Annotated in this window: 24 protein-coding genes and 1 tRNA gene; 6 read left to right on the forward strand and 19 right to left on the reverse strand. The window is 67.7% G+C overall.

The window, feature by feature from the left end:
• Positions 1 to 88: 88 nt before the first annotated feature.
• Positions 89 to 1,381 carry a PhoH family protein gene (locus V6K52_RS15780; RefSeq protein WP_353953787.1) on the reverse strand — a complete coding sequence of 431 codons (1,293 nt, stop codon included), beginning with the start codon at positions 1,379 to 1,381 and terminating at the stop codon, positions 89 to 91.
• A gap of 487 nt (positions 1,382 to 1,868) precedes the next feature.
• On the reverse strand, positions 1,869 to 2,630 hold the full coding sequence (locus V6K52_RS15785; RefSeq protein WP_353951073.1) for an isoprenyl transferase: 762 nt from the start codon (positions 2,628 to 2,630) through the stop codon (positions 1,869 to 1,871).
• A gap of 89 nt (positions 2,631 to 2,719) precedes the next feature.
• On the opposite strand from V6K52_RS15785, the gene V6K52_RS15790 reads away from it, so the two are divergent.
• Complete coding sequence (locus V6K52_RS15790; RefSeq protein ID WP_353951074.1) at positions 2,720 to 3,418, forward strand: hemolysin III family protein; 699 nt, start codon at positions 2,720 to 2,722, stop codon at positions 3,416 to 3,418.
• 230 nt (positions 3,419 to 3,648) lie between these two features.
• On the opposite strand, the gene mca is transcribed toward V6K52_RS15790, so the two are convergent.
• A complete protein-coding gene (mca, locus tag V6K52_RS15795; protein WP_353951075.1) occupies positions 3,649 to 4,590 on the reverse strand; it encodes a mycothiol conjugate amidase Mca in 942 nt (313 codons plus the stop codon).
• A gap of 103 nt (positions 4,591 to 4,693) precedes the next feature.
• Here mca and V6K52_RS15800 point away from each other — a divergent pair, with 103 nt between their 5' ends.
• Together V6K52_RS15800 and greA are read left to right on the forward strand one after the other, a co-directional pair.
• Complete coding sequence (locus tag V6K52_RS15800) at positions 4,694 to 5,056, forward strand: DUF4307 domain-containing protein (RefSeq protein ID WP_353951076.1); 363 nt, start codon at positions 4,694 to 4,696, stop codon at positions 5,054 to 5,056.
• Positions 5,057 to 5,300: 244 nt separating this feature from the next.
• The gene (greA, locus tag V6K52_RS15805) at positions 5,301 to 5,789 is read left to right on the forward strand and encodes a transcription elongation factor GreA (protein ID WP_353951077.1); all 489 of its coding nucleotides are present in this window, start codon (positions 5,301 to 5,303) and stop codon (positions 5,787 to 5,789) included.
• Positions 5,790 to 5,971: 182 nt separating this feature from the next.
• Here the strand turns inward: greA and ilvA are convergent, their stop codons facing one another.
• The 8 genes from ilvA to V6K52_RS15845 form a co-directional block, all read right to left on the reverse strand.
• Positions 5,972 to 7,228: a threonine ammonia-lyase gene (gene ilvA, locus V6K52_RS15810; RefSeq protein WP_353951078.1), complete on the reverse strand. Its 1,257-nt coding sequence runs from the start codon at positions 7,226 to 7,228 to the stop codon at positions 5,972 to 5,974.
• 186 nt (positions 7,229 to 7,414) lie between these two features.
• The gene (locus tag V6K52_RS15815) at positions 7,415 to 8,263 is read right to left on the reverse strand and encodes an ABC transporter permease (protein ID WP_353951079.1); all 849 of its coding nucleotides are present in this window, start codon (positions 8,261 to 8,263) and stop codon (positions 7,415 to 7,417) included.
• On the reverse strand, positions 8,260 to 9,231 hold the full coding sequence (locus V6K52_RS15820) for an ATP-binding cassette domain-containing protein (protein WP_353951080.1): 972 nt from the start codon (positions 9,229 to 9,231) through the stop codon (positions 8,260 to 8,262). Before V6K52_RS15820 ends, V6K52_RS15815 begins: the two co-directional genes overlap by 4 nt.
• Positions 9,228 to 9,656 (reverse strand): VOC family protein, encoded by a 429-nt coding sequence (locus tag V6K52_RS15825; RefSeq protein WP_353951081.1) that lies wholly within the window; start codon positions 9,654 to 9,656, stop codon positions 9,228 to 9,230. Before V6K52_RS15825 ends, V6K52_RS15820 begins: the two co-directional genes overlap by 4 nt.
• A 57-nt stretch (positions 9,657 to 9,713) precedes the next feature.
• Positions 9,714 to 11,024 carry a glutamate mutase L gene (locus V6K52_RS15830; RefSeq protein WP_353951082.1) on the reverse strand — a complete coding sequence of 437 codons (1,311 nt, stop codon included), beginning with the start codon at positions 11,022 to 11,024 and terminating at the stop codon, positions 9,714 to 9,716.
• A 1-nt stretch (position 11,025) separates the two neighbouring features.
• Entirely contained in the window at positions 11,026 to 12,213 is a 1,188-nt protein-coding gene (locus V6K52_RS15835; protein ID WP_353951083.1) for a cystathionine gamma-synthase, read from the reverse strand.
• A 57-nt stretch (positions 12,214 to 12,270) separates the two neighbouring features.
• Positions 12,271 to 13,266, reverse strand: coding sequence for a GNAT family N-acetyltransferase (locus tag V6K52_RS15840; protein WP_353951084.1), 996 nt, complete (start codon positions 13,264 to 13,266; stop codon positions 12,271 to 12,273).
• Between the two features lie 59 nt (positions 13,267 to 13,325).
• Positions 13,326 to 14,522: an aminotransferase class I/II-fold pyridoxal phosphate-dependent enzyme gene (locus V6K52_RS15845; protein WP_353951085.1), complete on the reverse strand. Its 1,197-nt coding sequence runs from the start codon at positions 14,520 to 14,522 to the stop codon at positions 13,326 to 13,328.
• 117 nt (positions 14,523 to 14,639) lie between these two features.
• On the opposite strand from V6K52_RS15845, the gene msrA reads away from it, so the two are divergent.
• Positions 14,640 to 15,332: a peptide-methionine (S)-S-oxide reductase MsrA gene (msrA, locus tag V6K52_RS15850; protein WP_353951086.1), complete on the forward strand. Its 693-nt coding sequence runs from the start codon at positions 14,640 to 14,642 to the stop codon at positions 15,330 to 15,332.
• Between the two features lie 120 nt (positions 15,333 to 15,452).
• On the opposite strand, the gene V6K52_RS15855 is transcribed toward msrA, so the two are convergent.
• From V6K52_RS15855 to V6K52_RS15865, 3 genes are all read right to left on the reverse strand, one after another.
• Positions 15,453 to 15,734: a hypothetical protein gene (locus V6K52_RS15855; RefSeq protein ID WP_353951087.1), complete on the reverse strand. Its 282-nt coding sequence runs from the start codon at positions 15,732 to 15,734 to the stop codon at positions 15,453 to 15,455.
• A gap of 57 nt (positions 15,735 to 15,791) precedes the next feature.
• The gene (locus V6K52_RS15860) at positions 15,792 to 17,825 is read right to left on the reverse strand and encodes an NADPH-dependent 2,4-dienoyl-CoA reductase (protein ID WP_353951088.1); all 2,034 of its coding nucleotides are present in this window, start codon (positions 17,823 to 17,825) and stop codon (positions 15,792 to 15,794) included.
• Positions 17,826 to 17,945: 120 nt separating this feature from the next.
• A complete protein-coding gene (locus V6K52_RS15865; RefSeq protein ID WP_353951089.1) occupies positions 17,946 to 19,322 on the reverse strand; it encodes a cystathionine beta-synthase in 1,377 nt (458 codons plus the stop codon).
• Between the two features lie 138 nt (positions 19,323 to 19,460).
• Here V6K52_RS15865 and V6K52_RS15870 point away from each other — a divergent pair, with 138 nt between their 5' ends.
• Complete coding sequence (locus tag V6K52_RS15870; protein WP_353951090.1) at positions 19,461 to 20,630, forward strand: SGNH/GDSL hydrolase family protein; 1,170 nt, start codon at positions 19,461 to 19,463, stop codon at positions 20,628 to 20,630.
• On the opposite strand, the gene V6K52_RS15875 is transcribed toward V6K52_RS15870, so the two are convergent.
• The gene (locus V6K52_RS15875) at positions 20,571 to 20,840 is read right to left on the reverse strand and encodes a hypothetical protein (protein ID WP_353951091.1); all 270 of its coding nucleotides are present in this window, start codon (positions 20,838 to 20,840) and stop codon (positions 20,571 to 20,573) included. The two genes, V6K52_RS15870 and V6K52_RS15875, sit on opposite strands and share 60 nt — an antisense overlap.
• Positions 20,841 to 20,853: 13 nt before the next feature.
• Positions 20,854 to 21,714 carry a Bax inhibitor-1/YccA family protein gene (locus tag V6K52_RS15880; RefSeq protein WP_353951092.1) on the reverse strand — a complete coding sequence of 287 codons (861 nt, stop codon included), beginning with the start codon at positions 21,712 to 21,714 and terminating at the stop codon, positions 20,854 to 20,856.
• Between the two features lie 171 nt (positions 21,715 to 21,885).
• Here V6K52_RS15880 and V6K52_RS15885 point away from each other — a divergent pair, with 171 nt between their 5' ends.
• Positions 21,886 to 22,479, forward strand: coding sequence for a VanZ family protein (locus tag V6K52_RS15885; protein WP_353951093.1), 594 nt, complete (start codon positions 21,886 to 21,888; stop codon positions 22,477 to 22,479).
• A 4-nt stretch (positions 22,480 to 22,483) separates the two neighbouring features.
• On the opposite strand, the gene V6K52_RS15890 is transcribed toward V6K52_RS15885, so the two are convergent.
• The 3 genes from V6K52_RS15890 to V6K52_RS15900 all read right to left on the reverse strand — a co-directional run bounded on the left by V6K52_RS15890 (position 22,484) and on the right by V6K52_RS15900 (position 24,138).
• Positions 22,484 to 22,561: transfer RNA gene (locus V6K52_RS15890), tRNA-Leu, on the reverse strand.
• Positions 22,562 to 22,717: 156 nt separating this feature from the next.
• Positions 22,718 to 23,809: a hypothetical protein gene (locus V6K52_RS15895; protein WP_353951094.1), complete on the reverse strand. Its 1,092-nt coding sequence runs from the start codon at positions 23,807 to 23,809 to the stop codon at positions 22,718 to 22,720.
• A complete protein-coding gene (locus V6K52_RS15900; RefSeq protein WP_353951095.1) occupies positions 23,806 to 24,138 on the reverse strand; it encodes a PadR family transcriptional regulator in 333 nt (110 codons plus the stop codon). Before V6K52_RS15900 ends, V6K52_RS15895 begins: the two co-directional genes overlap by 4 nt.
• Positions 24,139 to 24,254: the final 116 nt, after the last annotated feature.

Below are 24,254 nucleotides of genomic sequence, written 5' to 3' on the forward strand. Positions count from 1 at the left end.
GGCCACACCCTGCCACAGCGCCGGTATGCCGTCCGCTCGAGGCGAGCGGACGGCATACCGGACCGTTGTTGTCGGGCGGCGCGAACCCTCAGAGGTCGCCGTGCTCCTGCTCGAGCAGGTCGGTGACGAGGGCCGCGATGGGGCTGCGCTCGCTCCGCGTGAGGGTGACATGGGCGAAGAGCGGGTGACCCTTGAGCTTCTCGATGACCGCCGCAACACCGTCGTGACGGCCGACCCGCAGGTTGTCGCGCTGGGCCACGTCGTGAGTCATGACGACCTTGGAATTCTGACCGATACGCGAGAGGACCGTGAGGAGGACGTTGCGCTCGAGCGACTGGGCCTCGTCGACGATGACGTAGGCGTCATGCAAGGAGCGACCACGGATGTGCGTCAGTGGCAGTACCTCGAGCATGCCGCGGTCGAGCACCTCCTCGACGACCTCACGCGACACGAGCGCCGACAGGGTGTCAAAGACCGCCTGGCCCCACGGGTTCATCTTTTCGGACTCCGAGCCGGGCAGGTAGCCCAGCTCCTGGCCACCCACGGCATACAGCGGCCGGAAAACGACGACCTTGCGCTGCTGGCGGCGCTCCATCACGGCTTCGAGGCCGGCACAGAGTGCAAGCGCCGACTTGCCGGTACCCGCGCGCCCTCCGAGGCTCACGATGCCGATGTCGGGGTCGAGCAGGATGTCGAGGGCGATGCGCTGCTCGGCGCTGCGTCCGTGCAGACCAAAGGCGTCGCGGTCGCCCTTGACGAGCCGCACCTGCTTGTCGGCACCGACCCGTCCCAGGCCACTGCCACGGGGAGAGAGCAGCTTGAGACCGGTGTGGCACGGCATCTCTGCCGCACCGAGGTGCTCGAGCCGGCCGTACTCGTAGAGGTGGTCCATCTCCTCGACCGTGACGTCGACCTCGGCCATGCCGGTCCAGCCCGAGTCGACCGCGAGCTCAGCGCGGTACTCCTGCGCCTCCATGCCGCAGGCCGAGGCCTTGACCCGCATCGGCAGGTCCTTGCTCACGATGGTGACGAGGCGTCCCTCGTTGGCGAGGTTCTTGGCCACCGACAGGATACGGGTGTCGTTGTCTCCCAACCGGAACCCGGCAGGAAGCGATGAAGAATCGGTGTGGTTGAGCTCGACCCGCAAGATGCCGCCGTCATCACCAACCGGCACGGGAGCATCGAGCCGACCGGCCTTGATCCGCAGGTCGTCCAGCAGGCGCAGCGCCGCACGCGCGAAGAAACCCAGTTCCGGGTGGTGCCGCTTGCCCTCCAGCTCCGTGATCACCACGATCGGGAGGACGACCTCGTGTTCCTTGAACCGCAGGATCGCTCGCGGATCCGAGAGAAGGACCGAGGTGTCGAGGACGTAGGTCCGCATCGCCGACTCCGAGACGTCCAAGGGTTCAGAAGACGTCGCATCTGAATCTGTGGAGGTGGCCGCCCCCTTCGCGCTCTCGCGCTTGCGCTGCCGGGTGCTCCCGGCGGTGGTCGTCGGTGAGGTAGCGGTGGAACGCGAGGATGTGGCCACGGCGGGGCTCCTAGGCGCGCACGTCGTGCGCTGACTCGAAGGTGCGGATCCCGGTCGGCCCACTGCCACGAGCAGGGAGCCGGGACCGGTCCCTCCTCCGGAGCGTGGTGTGCTCCATGCGATGGGCCTCCCGAACGCATCAGGGTGACGCGTTAGAGGTGACGCTACGACTGGGCCACGCTCACGTGTCACGCAAGCCGGGGGGTGTGTCGAGGTGTTTACACAGGCTTCATCTGGCGCCCATGTGACAGATGAGACATATGGGACTGGTGCGCCGAATGTGGCGCAGATCGGGTCGGTTCGAGCGGGTCAAGTCCGAGTGCGTCAGGCCGACCGGTCAGGCGCCGAACCGGCGCTGCCGATCGCCATAGGCCCGCAGTGCCCGCAGGAAATCGACCTTGCGGAAGTCGGGCCAGTAGGCCTCGCAGAAGTAGAACTCGGAGTGGGCGCTCTGCCACAGCAGGAAGCCCCCAAGTCGCTGCTCCCCCGACGTGCGGATGACAAGGTCCGGGTCGGGCTGACCCTTGGTGTAGAGGTGTTCGGCGATGTGCTCGACGTCGAGCACCTCAGCCAGCTCCTCGATCGTCGTGCCGCGACCTGCGTGCTCAAGGAGCAACGACCGGACGGCGTCGGCGATCTCGCGCCGGCCGCCGTAGCCGACAGCGATGTTGACGAGGAGGCCGTCGACGTCGGCGGTGCGCGCCGCCGCTGCCTCGAGGCGTTGGCGCGTCGCGGTCGGCAGGAGCGTCAGGGCGCCGACGATGTGGAGTCGCCACTGGCCCGAGTCGGCGAGCGTGTCGACGGCCCGCTCGATGATGCCGAGGAGTGGACGGAGCTCGGACTCGGCACGACTGAGGTTGTCGGTCGAGAGCAGCCAGAGGGTGACGACCTCGACCCCCACCTCCTCGCACCAGGCGAGGAAGTTGGCGATGTTGTCGGCACCGGCCTGGTGACCCTCGCTCGTGCCGGCACCCCGGGCCTTGGCCCACCGGCGGTTTCCGTCGAGCATGACGCCGACATGGCGAGGAACACTCTCGGGAGGCAGGCGCTTGGTCAGCCGACGCTCGTATGCCGCATAGAGAACATCACTGAACGCCATGTCGTCACCGTACCGCTGGGCGCACAACGAGACGCAGGCCACCTCGCCGGCTCGGAACCTACGCAAACGTAGGTATCGTTGGGAGGAATATGGACAACCGCCGTGAACCCCGCACCATCGACGCCCTCGAAGAGCGCGTCGATGCGGTGCTTGACGTGGTCAAGCCCAAGTTGCGCGGTTGGCTGCACCTCGCAATGGCACCGATCGCGTTCATCGGTGGGCTCGTCCTCGTCGTGCTGGGCGACACGGTCCAGGCGAGGGCTTCGGCCGCCGTCTTCACCCTGACGGCGGTGCTGCTCTTTGCGATGTCGGCCGTCTATCACCGCGGCGACTGGTCACCCCGCTGGGGCAACGCCCTGAAGCGGATCGACCACTCCAACATCTTCCTCATCATCGCGGGCAGCTACACGCCGTTCGCGCTGCTACTCCCCCGCAACCAAGCCATCACCCTGCTGGCGATCGTCTGGGGTGGTGCGATCGCCGGAGTTGCCTTCCGGCTCCTGTGGATCCACGCGCCTCGCTGGCTCTATGTGCCGGTCTACGTCGCACTGGGGTCGGTCGCGATCTTCTTCCTTGGCCCGCTACTGAATCACGCGGGGACCACGGTCGTCACGCTCGTCATCACCGGCGGGGCGCTCTATACGATCGGTGCCATCGTCTACGGGATCAAGCGACCCAACCCGTCGCCCCGATGGTTCGGGTTCCACGAGATCTTCCACACCTTGACGATCCTCGCCTTCATCACGCACTACATCGCCGCCTCGATCGCGCTCTACGACCGCGCCTGACCCGCTGTCGGCATCCTCAGCAGCCTTCGCGCGGTAGGACATCCGACGCAGTCGCGCGTTCATGTTGCGCATGAGGAACCACAGCGCGATCGCCAGGAAGAGGAACGCGACAAAGGCCCAGAGCCCCGGGGCTGCCTGCTGGCTCGGCGTGCCCTCCGTCGCCGTGCTGGGACTGGGGCTGGGGGACACCGACAGCGGAAGCAGGACGATGTGGGCGAGCATCGAGGTGATCATGCGGTTCGTTCCTTGCGTCCGTCGTGCACGATGGTGAGGTCCTGAGACGTCGCCATGGCATCGGCCTCGGCAAGGTCCGTCGGCAATCCAGCGAAGAGGTCGTCCTCGCCGTCGACGATGGGCACGTAGGACAAGCCCGCCTCATAGTCCTCCCACGGCCAGACCCGCGCCTGCTCCTCGCGCGAGACCTTGAAGAAGTTGCCGTCGGGATCGATCTGCGTCGCGTGCGCGAGCAGCGCCTGGTCGCGACGCTCGAACCACTCGTCGCACTTCACCCGGGTGGTGACCACGCGGTCACGCTCCGGGGGCCAGTTCTCGAGCCACGCGGCATACGGGCTCTCCTCCCCGAGAGCCGTGAGGGCTTCGTGGAAGGCGACCACCCGTCCGCGGCTGAAGGTCTGGTTGTAGTAGATCTTCAGCGGCTGCCAGGGCTCACCTGCGGTGGGGTATGCCGTGGGGTCACCTGCCGCTTCGAAGGCCGCCATCGACACGGTGTGGCACATGATGTGGTCCGGGTGGGGGTAGCCGCCGTTCTCGTCATAGGTCGTCATGACGTGCGGGCGGAAGCGCCGGATCTCGCGCACGAGGGCCTCGGTCGTGACATCGGTCGGCTCGAGCGCGAAGCATCCGTCCGGCAGCGGTGGGAGCGGATCGCCCTCGGGCAGACCAGAGTCGACGAAACCGAGCCAGGTGTGGTCAACGCCGAGGATCTCCTGGGCGCGGCGCATCTCGTCGCGGCGCACCTGGACGAGGTCGCGCAGGATGTGCGCGTCGTCGGCAAGCTTGGGGTTGAGCACGTCTCCGCGCTCACCGCCGGTGCACGAGACGACGAGGACGTCGTGGCCTTCGTCGACGTACTTGGCCATCACCGCTGCGCCCTTGCTCGACTCGTCGTCGGGGTGTGCGTGAACACACATGAGTCGGAGGCGTTCTGCCACGAGAGGGGTCCTTTGAGGATCGGGTGGTCGCACAGGCGACAATGGGCTTCGCTCCATCTTCGCACTCGTTGCACGCGCACCCACTCTCGACCCAGGACCCCCGATGCCCCTTCCTCGTCCCGCCCCCGGCACCACTCGTTGGTGGGTCATCGGCACCGTGGGGATCTCCCTGATGTTGGCGGTCATCGTGTGGTTCGCCCTCGCCTCCGCAAACGCACTCACCGCCGTCGTCACGACATACGACGTGCTGAGCGACTCCGAGATCGCGGTGGGCTATGACGTGCACCGGCCCGATGGTGCGGCTGTGCGGTGCACCATCGAGGCGCAGGACACGCGCCACGGACGCGTCGGCACGATCACGGACGAGGTGCCGGCCGGAGCGAAATCGGTGCACCGCGAGGTGGCGGTCCGCACGAGCGCCCGCTCGGTCGTCGGCGTCGTCCAGTCCTGCGTGCGCGTTCCCTGACCTGTCTTTCACTGATGGCGCATTCGGGTCATTGCACCTACCGATTGCGCCTTCCGGTCACCCTGTGGCCTGCAACAACGTGCTTTCCTGCGGGGACGTTGCTATCCTTGTTCTTTGCACCAACGGGTCTGGGGCCCACCGAACCGCACGAGGTTCAGGCCCCGGACCCTTTCACGTAGGACCACATCCCCTTGTTCAGGCGGCTGACGTCGCCCGCTCGAGGGCACCCGAGGAGTGAACTTCTGTGAGCGAGACCGTCGTCAAGACGAGCTACCTGACCCAAGAGGCGTTCGACCGCCTCAAGGCCGAGCTCGACGAGCTCTCCGGACCCGGTCGGGCCGACATCGTGGCCAAGATCGAGGCCGCCCGCGAAGAGGGCGACCTGAAGGAGAACGGCGGCTATCATGCGGCCCGCGAAGAGCAGGGCAAGAACGAGGCCCGCATCCGCCAGCTGACTCAGCTTCTCGAGAACGCCACCATCGGTGAGACCCCTCCCGACAACGGCATCGTCGAGCCCGGGATGCTCGTCACGGTCGAGATGTTCGGCGACGAGGAGACCTTCCTCCTCGGCTCGCGCGAGATCGCCGACGGGTCCCTGCAGGTCTACAGCGAGCAGTCGCCCATCGGCTCGGCAGTGAACGGCAAGAAGGCCGGTGACTCGACGAGCTACGAGGCGCCCAACGGCAAGCAGATCGACGTCAAGATCATCTCCGCGAAGCCCTTCACCGGCTGACCGTTTCAGATCTGACCCGAGAGGGCGCTCCCCCGTTGCGGGTGAGCGCCCTCTCGTCATGTCCCGAACCACCCAATTGGACGGTTCGGGACGTTGAAGGTTGCACGTCCCCAACCGTCAAATTGGATGAGTTGGGGACGGTCTGGCCGGCAGCAGTTTCAGCAGTCCAGCGATCCATCAGTTCAGGCTTGGGCTTCTCTGTCGTGGATAACGACGTAGCCCTTGGCGCGCATGGCTGCGAGGACGCGCTCGCGGTGCTCGGGGCCACGCGTTTCGAGCCGCAGGGCGATCTCGACCTCGTCGACGTTGATCTGCGGACCCGTGCGAATGTGCTCGATCTCGAGGATGTTGGCGTCGACACCGGCGCAGTCGGCGAGGATGGCGGCCAGGGAGCCGGGTGTGTCGGGGACACGCACCGAGAACTGCAGGTAGCGGCCGGCTGCAACCAGTCCGTGCCGGATGATCCGCAGCATGAGGAGCGGGTCGATGTTGCCCCCCGACAGGACCGCCACGACCGGTCCTTCGATCTTCTCGGACTCGGAAGTCTCGGTCTCGGAGATCTCCAGGAGCCAGCCGACGGCTGAGGCACCCGCCGGTTCGACGACAAGTTTGGCCCGCTCGAGGAGGAAGAGCAGGGCGCGCGACATGCCGCCCTCGCTCACAGTCTCGACGCTGTCGACGAGGTCGCGCACGAGTGGGAAGGTCACGTCACCAGGCAGGCCGACGGCGATCCCGTCGGCCATGGTCGACATTTTCGCAGCGGCCAGCGGGTGCCCCGCGGCCAGGGATGCCGGGTATGCCGCGGCTTGCTCGGCCTGCACGCCGATGATGCGCACATCAGGCTTGAGTTCTCGGACGGCGACGGCGATACCGGCGAGCAGTCCGCCGCCGCCGAGTCCGACAACGATCGTCTTGACGTCGGGGCACTGCTCAAGGATCTCGAGGCCACAGGTGCCCTGTCCGGCCACGATGTCGTCGTGGTCGAACGGGTGGATGAGGATCGCACCGGTCTGCTGCGCCCAGGCCCGGGCGTGGACGAGGCTCTCGTCGAGGGTCTCGCCAATCTGCTCGATCGTGGCGCCGTAGGCCTTGGTGGCCGACACCTTGGGCATCGGCGCGCGCACAGGCATGTAGACCTTGACCGCGATGCCGAGCATCTGTCCGGCGAGGGCGACACCCTGCGCGTGGTTGCCCGCGCTGGCGGCGACGACACCCCGCGCCTTCTCGTCAGCGGTGAGGTGGAACATGCGGTTGTAGGCGCCACGGATCTTGAAGGACCCGGCGCGCTGGAGGTTCTCGCACTTGAGAAAGACGTCGGCGCCGACTCGCGCCGACAGACCGCGGTTGAACTCCATGGGTGTGGGAGCAATGACGGTGGAGAGCAGGTCAGCGGCGGCGCGGATCTGCGCGACCGTCACCGACGACGATGTGGGTGTCATGGCGCGAGAGTATCGACCGCCGGGCACGCACGTCGCCCCGCCTGTGCACTGCTGCGGTGAGGCGCAGCAATGCTCACCCAACCCTGTGCACTGCTGCGGTGGGGCGCAGCAGTGCACCAGGGTGACCGCGCCCTATCCATCGCAGACCGCCGGCCCAGGCGAGGTGGCGTGCGCCTGCTCAGCCGCTCAGTCGGTGGTGCGCTTGTTGAAGGCCCGCAGAGCCAGCGGGGCGATGATCAGCGTGATCGCGACGGACCAGATGATCGTCGAGAGCTCGGGGTTCTGCAGGGGCCACGGCGCATCGGCTCGCACCGGGGACCCACCCACGCCCCAGTTGTCGCGCATGGCCTGGGTGAGAGAACTGATCGGGTTCCATTCCGCGATGGTGCGCAACACCGGAGGCATGACCTCGGTGCGCGCGAACGCGTTGGAGAGGAAGGTGATCGGGAAGATCGTCGTGAACATCAACCCGTTGACGGCCTCGACCGAACGCATCGCCGAGCCGACAAGGATGCCGACCCAGATCATCGCGAAGCCGAAGATCAGGAGCAGGGCGTAGCCCAGCAGACCCTTGAGCACGCCTTCGTTGATCCGCCACCCGATGAACAGCCCGGTCACCGACATGACCGCGACGCCGATGCTCGAGTGGATGAGTGCCGCGATGCTGCGGGACACGAGGATTGACGAGCGCTGGATCGGCAGGGAGCGCAGTCGGTCGACCATGCCCTTGCCGATGTCGGTGTTGAGGCCGATGGCGACGATGAACGCGCTGAACGCGATCGTCTGCGCCATGATCCCCGGCAGGAGCCAGGGCTTGTAGTCGACGCCCGGCACCTGGATGGAGCCACCGAAGACATAGGCGAAGAGCAGCACGAACATGATCGGCTGGATCGTCACATCGGTGAGCATCTCGGGCTGGCGCTTGATGTGGGTGAGGTTGCGCCGGACCAGGGTCGTGATCTGGCGGAGCTGACCCGCGCCAGAGGGTCGCGGAGCGGTGCGGTCGAGGACCGCGGCTTGCGTGGCGGCGCTCATGCCGACACCTCTTCCTGGTTGCTCGTGTCTTCGGCCTTGTGTCCGGTGAGCGCGAGGAAGACGTCATCGAGGCTCGGACGTTGCATGCCGAGGTCGTCGACCTCGATGCCGGCTTCATCAAGTTGCGTCGCGATGCGCGTCAGGGCACCGACGTCGCCCCCGGGAGCGACGAGCTTGCGGGCGTCGGCGTCGACGTGGACCTCGCCGACGACTCCACGGAGCAGCTCGGCCGCCTGGTGGACCTCGTCGTGGCGCGACACGGTCACGACGAGGCTGGCAGCGCCCGACTGGTTCTTGAGCTCCAGCGGCGTGCCCTGGGCGATGATCTTGCCCTTGTCGATGACCACGATGTTGTCAGCGAGCTGGTCGGCCTCGTCGAGGTACTGAGTCGTGAGGAGCAGCGTTGTGCCGTCCCGCACGAGGTCGCGCAGGACGTCCCAGAGCTCGACGCGGCTGCGCGGGTCGAGGCCGGTCGTCGGCTCGTCGAGGAACAGCACCGGCGGGTGGGCGATCAGGCTCACCGCGAGGTCGATGCGTCGCCGCATGCCGCCGGAGTAGTCCTTGACGACCTTGTCGCCCGCCTCGGTCAGTGAGAACTGCTCGAGCAACTCATCGGTCCGCTTGCGCACGAATCCGCGGTCGAGGCCGTAGAGATCACCGATGAGGCGGAGGTTCTCGCGACCGGTGAGCAGGTCGTCGACCGTGGCACTCTGGGCGGTGAGGCCCATGCTCGCGCGCACCGCCTCGGGTTCGGCGACCACGTCGTGACCGGCGACGCGGGCAGACCCACTCGTGGGAACGGCCAGCGTCGTCATCATCCGCACTGTCGTGGTCTTGCCCGCTCCGTTGGGCCCGAGCAGACCGAAGACGGACCCCTTGGGCACCACGAAACTGACGTCGTCGACGGCGGTGAAGTCACCGAACTTCTTGACGAGACTCTCGGCCTCGATGACGTGATCGCTGGTCATGACGGCTCCCCGCAGAGGCAGAACGGATGTCCGGCCGGGTCGAGGTAGACCTTGAAGCTGCCGCTCTCGCTCGGCTGCTCCGCAGCCACAGTGGCTCCGGCAGCGAGCACCGCGGGCTCAGCCGCGGCGATGACGGGCACCGCGAAGTCCAGGTGGAATTGCTGGGGATGCGAGCCTGCGGGCCACGTCGGTGCGACGAAGTCGTCGATGCGCTGGAAGGCGAGGGTCGTCCGACCATCGAGCCGGTCAGGTGCAATGACCCCACCCGGGGGCTCCAGGGTGGCCCAGTCGCGGTCAGAGTCCGCCTCAAGGCTCCAGCCGAGGACTTCACCATAGAAACGACCGAGCTCGAGAGCATCGGGGCAGTCAAGGACGACGAGGTCGAGAAGGGGACGAACAGCAGATGGAGCGGCGTCTTCACTCATGCCAACGAGCCTAGAGCCGGCCACCGACAGCGCCCACCCCCTTTTCGGGGAAAGCCCTCAGACCACGGTTCGAGCGAGCGCGCGCGCCGCCTGCGGGTACGCGTGCCCGAGCAGGCCACAGGCAAAGAGCACGTATGCCGTGTCGACGCCGTGCGTCGCAGCCGCAGGGACCGTCCACCCGCCGGCATGGTCGCTCACGAGCGCGCCAAGGACACCGTCAGCCACTCCGTCCGGGCCGTGCCGCAGCACACCGCCGGACCCGAGGACGAGTCCGACGTCGGCGAGCGGGCGCGGCCTGTCTCCGACGACCCGCGGACGACCGTGCCGTCGCGCAGCAACCACCGCGGCCACCCGGGCCAGGTCGGACTCGTGCACCCACTCCCCCGGCGTCGACGCGCGGTGACCAGTCGCGGAGGCGACGTGAGCGGCATACGCATCGGTTCCGGACGACAGCGCAAGGTGCTCGCGAGCAGCGGCCTCGACGATGCCGAGAGCGTTCCACCGCATGCCCAGGTCGGCCTCGACGGTGCGTTCGTGCCACATCGAGCCGGCGACGTCGCGCTCGATCTCGGCGTCCTCTCCCTGGGGTCGGAGCACCGAGTAGACGTCGGTCGTCGCGCCACCGATGTCGATGACCATGACGTCCTCACCGCGCACGTCGGCCAGCAGCTCGACCCCTTGAAGGACGGCATCGGGGGTTGCCGCACGGACCAGCTCGGTGAATCCCCGCCCTCGGGACAGGCCTTTGCCGCCGATGACGTGCTCGAGGAAGGCTGCCCGGATGGCTCCACGCGCGGCATCCGGGGCGATGACCCCGATGCGCGGAAGGACGTTGCTCGTGACGCTGTGACGACGCCCGGTTCGCTCGAGCTCGGCCGACACCTCGAGGGAGACCTCGGCGTTGCCGGCGACGACGATGGGCATGGTGACGCGGGCATTGGCCAGTCGAGTTGCATTGTGTCGCAACACATCTGCGTTGCCACCGTCAGTCCCGCCGACCAGAAGCACGAGGTCGGGTGCGGCCGCTCGCAACTCGCGCACCCCCTCCCCCGACAGCAGGCCCCCCGACACGTGGACGACCCGACCGCCCGCTGACAGGGCCACCCGGTGCCCCGCCTCCGCCGTCACCTCGCGTTCGTAGCCCACGACGGCGATACGCAGCCCGCCGCCTGCGGACGAGCAGACGAGCGTCTCGGTTACGGGACCATGGGAGGCGAGCGCACGGCATACGCCATCCACTCCGTCCATGACGTCGGTGTCAACGGTCGTCGGGTGAGACGCTGCTGCGACCAACACGCCGGACGACACGTCGACGAGGACGGCCTTCGTGAAGGTCGACCCGACATCGACGCAGAGGACGAGTGACACGTCAGGTGAGGCGGTCCAGAGCCTGCTTGAGGTCGGCGATGAGGTCTTCGACGTCCTCGATGCCGACGGAGAGCCGGATGAGATCCGACGGGACCTCGAGCTCGGTGCCCGCGACCGAAGCATGGGTCATGCGTCCCGGGTGCTCGATCAGCGACTCGACTCCACCGAGCGACTCACCAAGCGTCCAGATCTGCGTCTCGGCGCACACCTTGACGGCGACGTCCTCGCCGCCCTTGACGCGGAAGGCGACCATGCCGCCGAAGCGCTTCATCTGGCGCGCCGCGACCTCATGGCCGGGGTGGTCGGGCAGGCCCGGGTAGTGGACCGCGGTGACGCCGTCGTGCCCCTGGAGGAACTCGACGACCTTCTCGGCGTTGTCGCAGTGGCGTTCCATGCGGATGGCGAGCGTCTTGAGCCCGCGCTGCACGACCCACGAGTCGAACGGCCCGGCGATGGCACCCATCGAGTTCTGGTGGAAGGCAACCCGATCGCTCGCGGACTCGTTGTCGAACCACGGGACGGTGACGCCGTGACCGACGACGACGGCGCCACCGACGACGTCGGAGTGGCCGCCGCAGTATTTCGTCGTCGAGTGCAGGACGAGGTCGGCGCCGTCCGCAAGGGGCTGCTGGAGGTAGGGCGAGGCGAAGGTGTTGTCCACGACGAGCAGCGCGCCGGCCTCGTGCGCGATCTCGGCGAGCGCCTTGATGTCGGCGATGCCGAGCATGGGGTTCGTGGGCGTCTCGACCCAGATGATGCGGGTCCTGCCCGGCTGGATCGCAGCGCGCACGGCGTCGTTGTCGGCGATCGCGGCGATGGTGTGCTCGACGCCCCAGTGGGACAGGACCTTGTTGAAGAGACGGTAGGTGCCGCCATAGGCATCCGAGGGCACGACGACGTGGTCGCCGGGGCTGAGGAGCGCACGGAGCACGGTGTCCTCGGCGGCGAGACCGGACGCGAACGCAAACCCACGCTCACCACCCTCGAGCGCGGCGAACCCGGTCTCGAGCGCAGTGCGCGTCGGGTTGGCGGAGCGGCTGTACTCGTAGCCGTTGCGGAACCCGCCGATGCCGTCCTGCTTGTAGGTCGACGTCTGGTAGATCGGGGTCACGACGGCACCCGTCGTGGGGTCCGGGTCCTGCCCTGCGTGGAGGGCGCGGGTGGAGAAGCCGAGGGTCTCGTCAGTCATGACGACAGGGTATGCCGCGTGGTCCCGACCGCTTCGGGCGAGCCGGTTCGGCTCGCGTCAGCCGAGCCGTTTCTGCCACTCGCGCAGGATGGCCGTGGTCCGGTAGCCGAGCGCCTCGTTGACCGCGATCATCGGCCCGTTCTCCTGGGCGTTCCAGGTGCGGACGATCCTGGTCTGGGGGGACTCGGCGCGCAACGTGCGCATGTTGGCGGCCTTGACTGCTGCGCCGAGCCCGTGGCCGCGGTGCTCGCGGAGAACGAGAGTGTCCTGCTGATAGGCGAGAACCGGCTCCGCCGTGGGGATCTGCAGCTGGGTGAAGGCGACGAGCCGGCCGGTGTCGAGGTGGCGGGCCACGGACTCGACGGCGCGGCGGCCGCTCTTCGCCGTCGCCTCGCGCTCACCCTTGAGCCGCTCGACGTCCCAGTCCTCCTCCTCGAAGTCGAGGTCGCCGAGCGGGACGTCGGTGCTCATGCGCCGCTGCAGATGGGCGCGATCCTCGAGCCACTCGTCCTTCGTGTCATCAGTGGACGTCTCGATGACGTATCCCGGTGTGTCGCTTGCCTGCTCGTGTCGATACCCGGTGACATCGAGGTCGTTGCGGTGGTTCGTCTGGGCCATGTCGAAGCCGTGGATGCGCGCGAATGCCTCCCCCGGATCCGTGCCGTCCTTCGGGTATGCCGTCTCCGTCACGAGAGACGTCCGGCCGGCCCCTCGCGCCACCTCGGTGACGTGGTCGAACATCGTGGTCCCGATGCCGAGGCGACGGTGATCAGGATGGACCGCGAGGTCGAGCAGGGCCAGCTCGGGGTTGTCCCGCAGCGGCATCGCGAGGTTCGCGCTGGACAGGACCCGACCTGCGTCGTCCACGGCCGCGAGGTAGCGCCGGTCCCACGCCGAGGACGCCTCGCGGGCCCGTAGTGAAGCCATCGACCAGGCGTCGTGATCGTCACCCATCGTGGCCACGGTCGAGGCGACGAAGACGTCGTTCCACTCGACCGCCAGATCGGCTTGGGCGGGGTCGAGCGTGGTGACGCGAACGATGCGGACGGACATGCCCTCATGGTCCTCGCCCGAGGAGTCCCGATGCCACCGATTTCCGACTGCGCGAGGAGTCAGCCGGGCTGGGTGGAACGGAGCGCCTCCTCGAAGTGTGGCAGCGACGCCTCGATCGTGGCCATGGTTGCGGTGAGGCAGATCCGGAAGTACCCGGGAGTTTCGAAGAGGGCGCCGGGCATGACGAGCACTCCGCGCTGCGCAAGGTCCGCAACGAAGGCCTCGTCGTCCGGGATCGGCGACTTGGGGAAGAGATAGAACGTGCCCTCTGGTGAGGCCACGGTGTAGCCCATCTCGCGCAGGGCGGTGACGAACCGGTCGCGTTTGGTCTGGAGGTGGGCGACGTCGATCGACAGTTCCTCGAGACGTGGCACCGCGTGTTGCATCACCGCGTTGGGGAACAGCCAACCGGCAGCGATCTGGACGCTCTCGAAGGCCTCGAGCAGTGGGTCCGCGTCGGGCATCGCCGGCGGAATGGCGAGGTAGCCCAGGCGCTGACCGGGCGCAAGGAGCGTCTTGCCGTAGCTGTAACAGAGCAGGGTCCACGGATAGAACTCCGCGGGACTGTGGAATGTCGCGCCGTCAAAGACGATGCGGTTGTAGGGCTCGTCCGAGATGAGGTAGATCCGCCGGCCGTTGCGCGCTGACGCCTCCTCGAGCAGGTCGGCAAGAGCCCGGAGCGTCTCCGGTGGATAGACCCGGCCGGTCGGGTTGTTGGGCGAGTTGACGATGACGATGCGTGTGCGCGCTGTGATGACGGCGGCGATGGCCTCGAGATCGAGGTCAAAACTGGGCTGCAGCGCATTGACCTTGATCGGGACGAGTCCGGCCTCGACGGCGAGGGCCTCATAGAGGAACCACGGTGGAAGGGAGTAGACGACCTCGTCGCCTGGGTCCGCCACCACCTTCATGGACACCGTGATCGCACCGAATCCGCCCGTCGACATGCGGATGCGATCGGCCGTCCACGGCAGGTCAACGACCTTGCGAAGCGCGGCCGCCGCAGCCTCCTGTGCGGCGAGTTCACTCTGTTTGTAGGCAAACCAGAGTTCGTCCTGTGGCAGCGCGGCGTCTCGCAGCGCCTCGACATATTCGGAGGTGGCCATCTCGTGTGGATCGCCGAAGGTGAAGTCGAAGACTTCGGGGTCGAGCCGACGCTTGTCGTACCCGGAGTGGCGCAGGAACGCGAAGAGCTTTCGGAACGGAGTGACGTCCTGAATCCGTCGGCTCCGATCAGACACGGGTTGATCAGGCATCTCTTCACGGTAGGGGCGCAGGTCCCGTCGCGTCCGCCAGTCGCCGCAGCTCGTTGGGGAATCATTGAGTCCTGCGGAACATTGAACGAGGGAGTCCCCAATGATCAGGAGTGCCCCATGTTCGGATCACGCGCCAAGACCACGCTGCCCACCGCCGCCGAGGCTCTGCCCGGACGTGAGACCCGACCGTTCATGGTTCCGGCGACCCACGAGGTGCTCGGCACGCCGCTCGAGGGCCCGTGGCCCGAGGGCACCAAGGTCCTCTATGTCGCCATGGGATGTTTCTGGGGTGCCGAGCGCATCTTCTGGCAGCTCCCGGGTGTCGTGACGACGGCTGCGGGCTACATCGGTGGCTTCACCCCGAACCCGACCTACGAGGAGACCTGCACCGGCCGCACCGGTCACGCGGAGGCCGTCCTCATCGCCTACGACCCCAAGCAGACTTCCCCCGAGCTGCTCCTCAAGTCCTTCTGGGAGAACCACGACCCCACGCAGGGCAACCGGCAGGGCAACGATGTCGGCACGGCATACCGGTCCGCAATCTTCTGGACCACGCCGGAGCAGGAGGCGGCCGCGAGGTCGACCAGCGAGGCCTTCCAGGGCGAGCTGACCCGCGTCAACGCCGGCGAGATCACGACGCAGTTCTCGCCAGCCAAGGACGTTGGCGAGTTCTGGTACGCCGAGGACTACCATCAGCAGTACCTCCACAAGAACCCCAACGGCTACTGCAACCACGGGCCCAATGGCCTGACGTGCCCGATCGGCGTCGCGAACCTCCCGGCTCAGACAGACGTCCTCCCGCCCACCTGAGGCACTCCGCACGACCAGACAAATCGGGTATGCCGTCGCGCACCCTCTTCTCTGGCAGATTCTCCATGGGCGAGATCTGCTACCCGCACGAGGACGCGTGTGGGACCTTCTTTCCCGACTTCAGAAGGCCTTGGCGAGGGTGAGCGCCACACCAATGACGGCAGCCGTTGCGAGTGACGCGAACCCAGCGATGCGCAGCGGCGCGCCGACCTTCCAGTGATCACGTGGGCCGGGCGCATTGAAGCCGGTGTGCCCGCCGACGTCCGAACTACCTGCCGGACCGCCGAAGCCACCCTTGATCTCGGCCGTGGGCCGGGCCCTGCGCATCAGCACGAATCCGACACCGAGCAACAACACGCCGAGCACGGCGAGCACGACGACGAGCCACCACCATCCGGTCATGCCTGACAGCGTGCCACGGCGGCCACGAACGAGGGGTTTTTCGGCGCCCCCTCAGTCTCAGATGCGGGCGGCGAGCTCCGTGCCCTGGCGGATGGCGCGCTTGGCGTCGAGTTCCGCGGCGACATCGGCTCCGCCGATGACATGGACGGGTATGCCGCTGTCACCCAACTCGTCCGCGAGCGTCCGGACCGATTCCTGACCGGCGCAGAGCACCACCGAGTCAACGGGGATGATCCGCGGAGCCGGAGCATCGTCGCCGCCACCGAATGACACGTGCAGGCCGTCGTCGTCGATCCGGTCATAGTTCACGCCGGTCACCTGCTCGACACCCTTGGCCTTGAGCGCAGCACGGTGCACCCAGCCCGTGGTCTTGCCGAGGCCCTTGCCGATGCCAGAAGCCTTGCGCTGCAACAGGATCACCTCGTGCTTGGGTGTCTCGACGACAGCCGTCGCCAGCCCACCACGCGACAACGCGGGGTCACCCACACCCCACTCGGCGCGCCACAGGTCGAGGTCGAGCGTCGCCGATGGCTGCGCGGTGAGGAACTCGCTCACGTCCACCCCGATGCCACCAGCACCGATCACGGCCACACGCTGCCCGGGCACGCGTTCCCCACGCACCAGCTCGGCATAGGTCATGACGGACGGGTGGTCGACACCGGGAATCGACGGAACCCGCGGCTGGACACCGGTCGCCACGACGACCTCGTCGAACCCACCGTCACGCAACTCGGCAGCCGTCACGGCCCGGCCCAGGTGCAGCTTCACCCCAGTCACCTCGAGGCGGCGACTGAAGTAGCGGATCGACTCGGAGAACTCCTCCTTGCCCGGGATGCGTTGGGCGATGGCGAACTGGCCACCGATGTCGTCGCGCGCCTCGAACAGCTCGACCGAGTGCCCGCGCTCCGCGAGCGCCGTCGCGCATGCGAGACCCGCTGGTCCGGCACCGACGACCGCGACGTGACGAGCCCAACGCGTCGGCCCCAGGACCAGCTCGGTCTCATGGACGGCGCGAGGGTTGAGCAGGCACGTCGCGCGCTGCCTCTTGAACGTGTGGTCGAGGCAGGCCTGGTTGCAAGCGATGCACGTGTTGATCTCGTCCGTGCGTGACTCTGCGGCCTTGCGCACCCACTCGGGGTCTGCGAGGAACGGCCGGGCCAGCGAGACGAGGTCGGCGTCCCCGGCACCGAGGATCCCCTCGGCCACCTCGGGCATGTTGATCCGGTTCGTCGCGATGACCGGCAGCGACGTCTCTGACTTGAGGCGGGCGGCATACGACGCAAAGGCCGCGCGGGGCACGGAGGTGACGATCGTCGGGACTCGCGCCTCGTGCCAGCCGATACCGAGGTTGAGAACGCTCGCACCAGCGGCCTCGACCTCATGGGCCAGCGCGGCGACCTCGTCCCACGTCTGGCCATCAGGCACGAGGTCGACGGCGGAGATGCGATAGATCACCAAGAAGTCCGAACCGACTTCCTCACGGATGCGACGCACGATCTCGACGGCAAGGCGTCGTCGCTTCTCCGGTGTCCCACCCCACGCGTCGGTGCGCTTGTTGGTCCGCGGCGCCAGGAACTGGTTGATCAGATAACCCTCGGACCCCATCACCTCGACACCGTCGTAGCCGGCTTCACGCGCCAGCCGCGCCGACCGCACGAACGCGGCGATGGTCCGCTCGACCCCGCGGGCCGACAGGGCACGCGGCGTGAACTTGCTGATCGGGCTCTTGATGGCCGACGGGGCCACGCACCACGGCGTGTAGGAGTAGCGCCCGGCATGGAGCAGCTGCAGCGCGATCCGCCCACCGGCCCCGTGCACGGCGTCGGTGAGGACCCGGTGCTGACGAGCCTCGCGCGACGTCGTGAGCTTCGAGGCCAGCGGTAGCAGCGTGCCAGCAATGTTGGGCGCGAATCCGCCCGTGATGATCAGCGATACCCCGCCACGCGCCCGCTCGGCAAAGAACTCCGCCAGCTTGGGGAAGTCACGCGCCCGATCCTCGAGGCCGGTGTGCATCGAACCCATGACCACACGGTTGGGCAGGGTCACGTGGCCGAGGTCGATCGGGGCGAGCAGGTGCGGGTAGGCGTTCACTACTCGAGAGTACGGAAACACCCGCATGCGCCGTGAGCCCTGCGGGTGTGTTCCTGCTCTCGATGGGTATGCCGGGAAGCTGGGTTCCCGGCATACGCCGCCGTGTGTTTGAGGCTGGGATCAGTCGACGAGGTGACCCAGGAGGTCGGCCCGGGTGAGGACACCGACCGGCTTGCCACCCTCGATGACAAGGACCGCGTCGGCCGTCTCGAGCTCGTGTCGCGCGGTGGCGACCGGCTCACCAGAACCGACGAGCGGCAGTCCCTTGCCCATGTGCTTCTCGACCGAGTCGGACAGGTGCGCCTTGCCGACGAACAGCAGCTCGAGTAGTTCGCGCTCGCTCACGGACCCGGCGACCTCGCCGGTCATGACGGGCGGCTCGGCCTTGACGACGGGCATTTGCGAGACGCCGTACTCGCGCAGGATCTCGATGGCGTCGCGGATCGTCTCGCCCGGGTGCGTGTGCACGAGCGCAGGCATCTCGCCGGACTTGGCGTGGAGGATGCTGCCGACCGTCGTGGTCGCGTCGGAGTGCATGAAGCCGTAGGAGCTCATCCAGTCGTCGCTGAAGATCTTGGACATGTAGCCGCGACCCGAGTCCGGCAACAGGACGACGACGACCGCGTCTGCCGGCAGGTCCTTGGCGACCTCGAGAGCCGCTACGACTGCCATGCCACAGGAGCCACCGACGAGCAGGCCCTCCTCGCGGGCGAGGCGACGGGTCATCTCGAACGAGTCCGCGTCAGAGACGGCGACGATCCGGTCGACGACCTTGGGGTCGTAGGCGGTTGGCCAGAAGTCCTCACCGACACCCTCGACGAGGTAGGGGCGACCGGTGCCGCCGGAGTAGACCGAACCCTCGGGGTCGGCGCCGACGATCTGGACGCGGCCGCCGTCACGGGACTCGCTCTGCTCGCGCAGGTAGCGGCCGGTGCCAGTGATCGTGCCGCCAGTGCCGATGCCCGTGACGAAGTGGGTGAGCGCGCCGTCGGTGTCGTTCCAGATCTCGGGACCGGTGGTCTCGTAGTGCGAGGCCGGGCCGTTGGGGTTGGAGTACTGGTCCGGCTTCCACGCGCCCTCGGTCTCGCGCACGAGGCGGTCCGAGGTCTCGTAGTAGGAGTCGGGGTGGTCCGGCGCGACGGCGGTGGGGCAGACGACGACCTGCGCGCCATAGGCCTTGAGGACGTTGCGCTTGTCCTCGCTCACCTTGTCCGGGCACACGAAGATGCACTTGTAGCCCTTGCGCTGGGCGACCAGGGCGAGGCCGACGCCGGTGTTGCCACTCGTCGGCTCGACGATGGTGCCGCCCGGCTTGAGGGCGCCCGAGGCCTCGGCGGCCTCGACCATCTTGACGGCGATGCGGTCCTTCACGGACCCGCCCGGATTCATGTACTCGATCTTGGCAAGAACGGTCGCGGCGATCCCGTCAGTGACGGAGTTCAGCTTCACGAGCGGGGTGTTGCCCACGAGGTCGACGATGTGCTCGGCATACTTCATGGCCACATCCTCCCACTTGGCCCTGGGCCCCAGAGACCCTCCTCCCACGGCGTGGGCCGTGGGCTTCCCGGGTGGGAACACACCTGTCCCCGCCGGGCGTTAGCGTGGTCGAAGACCGAGGAGGTTTGAGGACCACACATGGGACGCGCACGACGAGCACGCAAGATCGCAGCAACAGCGGCATACGGGGGTGGCGGCCTGGCCGCGGCAAGCGCTGCGCTGGGGGCGGTGAGCTACGGAGTGATCCGGGGCGAGGCGCTGCTCGCGCGCCGCTTGGTCGGTAGGCCGTTCGACACTTCGCCGGACGACAACGGCACCTATGGCGCCGGTCCGGGTGACCCCATCGAGATCCTCGTCATCGGCGACTCCAGTGCTGCCGGCATGGGGGCGCACCACCCCCACGAGACGGTCGGCGCGATCGTCGCCGGGGGTGTGAGCGCCCTCATGGGCCGCAGCGTCCACCTCACCAACCATGCTGTCGTCGGCGCCGAATCGAGCGACCTGGAGCGGCAGCTCGCACAGAGTCTCGAGTCGGTGACCTTGCCCGACGTCGTCGTCATCATGATCGGCGCCAACGACGTGACCCACCGCGTCGACCGTGCGACAGCCGTGCGTCACCTCGAGCTGACGGTGCGGCGCATCCGGGCTCTGGGCAGCGAGGTTGTCGTCGGCACCTGCCCCGATCTCGGCACGATCGAACCGTTGGCCCAGCCGCTTCGCCTGCTCGCGCGCCGATGGAGCCGCGACCTCGCGGCCGCCCAGACGATCGCCGTCGTCGAGGCCGGCGGCCGCACCGTGTCGCTGGGTGACCTGCTGGGGGTTGAGTTCGCTGCGTCGCCCAAGACTCTTTTCAGCGAGGACCGCTTCCACCCCTCGCCCGCGGGCTACGCCAGAGTGGCGGCGGCGTTGCTCCCGTCGGTCTGCGCCGCGCTCGGTGTGTGGGGCCACGACACGGCCGACCGCCCACCGGAGGCCCGTCGTGGCGAGGGCGTCGGCCCGGTCGCCGTGGCTGCCGGTCAGGCGGTCAAGGACCCGGGGACCGAGGTCTCTCCGACCGAGGTCGGTGGCCAGGCGCGCGGTCCGCGGGGACGTTGGGCTGTGCTGTTGCGGCGTCGCCCCGACGCCGTGCCGGACGCGCGCGACCCCGAGGCCGACGCGTCAGTCGACGAGTCGACCTCACTTGAAGCATCGACCGCAGGTGAGGCGCCAACCTCAGGGGTGACGCGCACCCCAGGGGAGACGCAAACCTCAAGGGAGGCGACGGCGCAGGTCGGCAAGCCGGTCGGCGAGTTCGGGGACATCCGCTGACGCGGCATCCCACACGAGGACGCGCAACTGGTCGATGAGAACGGCCGGGCCCAGCTCGGGCACCGGCTGACCTGCGGTGACGGCGGCAAGCTCCTGGACGACCTCGCGCATGTCTCTGGATGCGGCGAGCGCGTGGTCCGCGGACAGCTCTCGCCATCTGCGGACCACGCGCTCGAGCTCCCGAGAGACGTCCTCAGGGAGTGCGTGCATCAGTCGAGCAACGTCACTCGCGCATGCGGGCGAAGAGGCGCAGGAACTCGATGTAGAGCCAGACGACCGTGACGATCAGGCCGTGCGCGAGGAGCCAGCTGTACTTCTGGGGGGCGCCGGTCGCGATCGCGCGCTCGATCATGTCGAAGTCGAGGGCGAGTGAGACCGAGGCGAGGCCGACGGCGAACACCGAGATGGCGATGCCGAACGGCGTGTTGCCGCCGATGCCGAACTGCGTGTTGGTGACCATCGCGTAGATGACGTTGATGACTGCGAAGATCGCGTAGCCGAAGATCATCATCGTGACGATGCGGCGGAACTTCGCGGTGACCTTGATGAGCCCGGACTTGTAGGCAAGGAACATGCCGACGAACACCCCGACGGTCGCCATGGCCGCCATCGGCACGACACCGTTCCAGCGCGACTCAAAGACCTGGCTGACTGCACCAACGAACAGACCCTCGAGGACGGCATACCCAACGATGAGCGGAACGCTCAGGGTCTTCTTGAAGGCGATGACGAGCCCGAGCACGAGCGTGCCGATCATGCCGCCGATCAGCACCATCAGGCCGAGACCGGGGTACTGACTCGCGACGTACCAGCCGACTGCACCGAAGCTCACGACCAGGGCGAACAGGCCCATCGTCTTCATGATGACGTCGTCCATGGTCACGCGACCGGTGTCGGTCGGACCTGCGGTGGGCGCGTTGTACATGTCCTGGAGCTGCTGCTCCGACCCCAATTGGCCGGTCGCGCCCTGCTGCGCGTAGGAGCTGTTGCCGGGCTCGGCGCCCTGGCTGCGGTGACCCTGGAACCCGGCATAACCGGACTGGGCGTCCTTCTCAAGTCGGTTGAAGGCCGGATTGCTGGCCATCGTTGTCCTCCGTATGTCTGGCGCGGTGGCGATCCACCACGTCGTTCACCTATTCAATCGTGTCTGGGGCCCTCTGTGTTCCCGGGGCGCGGTCTCCTGTGGACAACGATCCCCAGGGGGACGGCGATTTTGCATACGCTCACACAACATCGCGACTCGTTGACTGGGTGAATGACTCACCCCGTTGCCGCAGTTCGACCCGAGGAGCGCCCTCGACGCGCGCTCCTCGTTGCCTTGTTCCTCGTCTATCTCGTGCTGCTCACATGGGTCGTGATGTGGAAGCTCGACGTGCCGTGGGTCGGCGGAGGCTTCCGCAACGTCAAGCTCGTGCCCTTCGTCTCCAGCGACGGTGACGGCGCCAGCCAGCCCCTGGAGGTCGCGGGGAATCTCCTGCTCTTCATCCCCTTCGGCGTCTACCTCAGACTGCTCGCGCCGTCGTGGTCCCCGCTGTCGGTGACGGCTCTGGCTGTGGGCGCGAGTGGAACGCTGGAGGGTGCGCAGTTCGTGCTGGCCGTCGGACGCACCGACACCTCGGATGTCATCGCCAACACCGCTGGCGCCGTGGTCGGGCTGGTCGCCGTCGCCCTCGCCCACCATGGGATCGGAGCGCCGGCGAGGCGTCTCATGACGGGTGCCTGCACCGTGGGGACCACGTTTGCCTTGGTGGCGTGCGCGATCTTCGTCGCCGCTCCCCTGCGCTATGGACCGCCGGACGTCGCGTGCGACCAGTCGGGGTCGTGCCGCGTGGGCCACCTCGCCCGCTGAAAACTGGTGCCCCCGACGGGGATCGAACCCGTACCCGGAGCGATTTTAAGTCGCCTGCCTCTGCCAGTTGGGCCACGGGGGCGAACTCACTGTATGCCGTGAGGCCGGCCTCCAGCCCTCTGCTTGCGTCTGCGGATGCGGCGGTTCCAGCGACCACATCCGCAGGCGCGGTGGGTATACCGCCTGCTTGCGCCCGCAACCTTGGCCACCCCTGCGACCAAGGTTGCGGACGCAAGGGTCACCTCGACGCGCTCGGACTCGGACTTGAGCTGGGCGTCGGGGTGGGAGTCGCCGAGACCCCTGAGCTCGGCGACGTCGGTGGGGCCTCGGGTGAGGCCGTGGGTGACGGACTGACGGTGGCGGCAGTCGTCGGAGAGGTCGTCGTCGGATCCTTTGGCTCGATCGTCGGGACCGGCCCGGGAAGCGGGGTGATCGCCACCGGCGGCTCCCATTCGGTGTCGCCCATGCGCTCCCACCCGCTCCGATCGTTCCACCGCAGCGGGAAGATGTCGCGCGCGACCGGGAGTTCCCCAGTGCTCGGATCACGGAGCTGCTCGAGAGCAGCGAGGTCATCGCCCGCACTGATGAAGTCCTCACCCACCTGAAGGGCTCGACCGTTCTGGTCCAGAATCCGGACCTTGTCGATCCGACGGCCCGTCTCGTCGTAGGCATAGAGGTTGGCGACCGGCTGGCCGTTGTTGAACACACCAGTGCCCACCGGCGACCCCATCTCCTCGGTGTAGGTCGGTTCGCTGTACGAACCTCTGTCGACGAACAGGACTAGCGCGAACGGCAGCAGGAGCACCGCGACGATGTTGCCGATGACGCGCACCGGACCGACCCAGTCGCCGGTCAGCGTCCCGTGGCGAGCCATGAGACCCAGCGCGATCGAGACGACCGCACTGAGTACACCGAGCCAGGTAATGGGTGCACCGATCATGAGGGCCGGAAGGGCTGCGAGGGCGAAGCCACGCACAGCCCACCACACAGGCCGAAGGTCGCTCAGCCACGGCATCGCCGTGGTGGCGTTCGTGGCCAGTTCGGACCACCACTGCGAAAGACGCTCTCCCGCAGAGGTGCTCGTCTGCACCGCAACCACCCGCGGAGGCAGGCCAGCAGCGGAACGCAGCTCGGCGGCATACGCATCCGGTTCACCGAGACGGTCACGCAACGTGCCGTCGCCCGGCTCGGCCAACCGCTCCGTGAGGTCAGCCTCCATCCCGGTCGTGAACTCATCGGCATCCTCGGCCGGCAGGTCCGCGAGGGCCGCCCGAACCTGCGCAACGTAGTCGCGAACCTCGGTGTCCGTGTCGTTCATGCTGGCGTTCACGTGCGCACTCCTGCCTCGTCGAGGAGGCCGGCCATCGTCCCTGCGAAGGCGGCCCAGGTCTTGCCCTGGCTGGCGAGGGCGTCGCGGCCCTGCGCGTTGATCCCGTAATACTTGCGGTGGGGGCCCTCGTCGCTCGGAACGACGTAGGACGTGAGCGCCCCTGCGCTGTAGAGGCGACGAAGCGTGCCATAGACCGATGCGTCCCCGACGTCCTCGAGCCCGGCGGCCCGAAGGCGACGAACGACGTCGTAGCCGTAGCCGTCCTCGCGGGCGACGACGGCGAGGACCGCGAGGTCGAGCACTCCCTTGACGAGCTGTGTGGCGTCCATGATCTCCGGGCACCCCCTGTTCTCTCGTGACGACCATCGACCTGATGGCGCACGGTGCACACTACTACGCACTCCGCATTAGTGTGGCAACAACAGGAGCGACCGCGTGTCGCCAG

This window comes from Knoellia sp. S7-12 (assembly GCF_040518285.1).
GTDB lineage: Bacteria > Actinomycetota > Actinomycetes > Actinomycetales > Dermatophilaceae > Knoellia.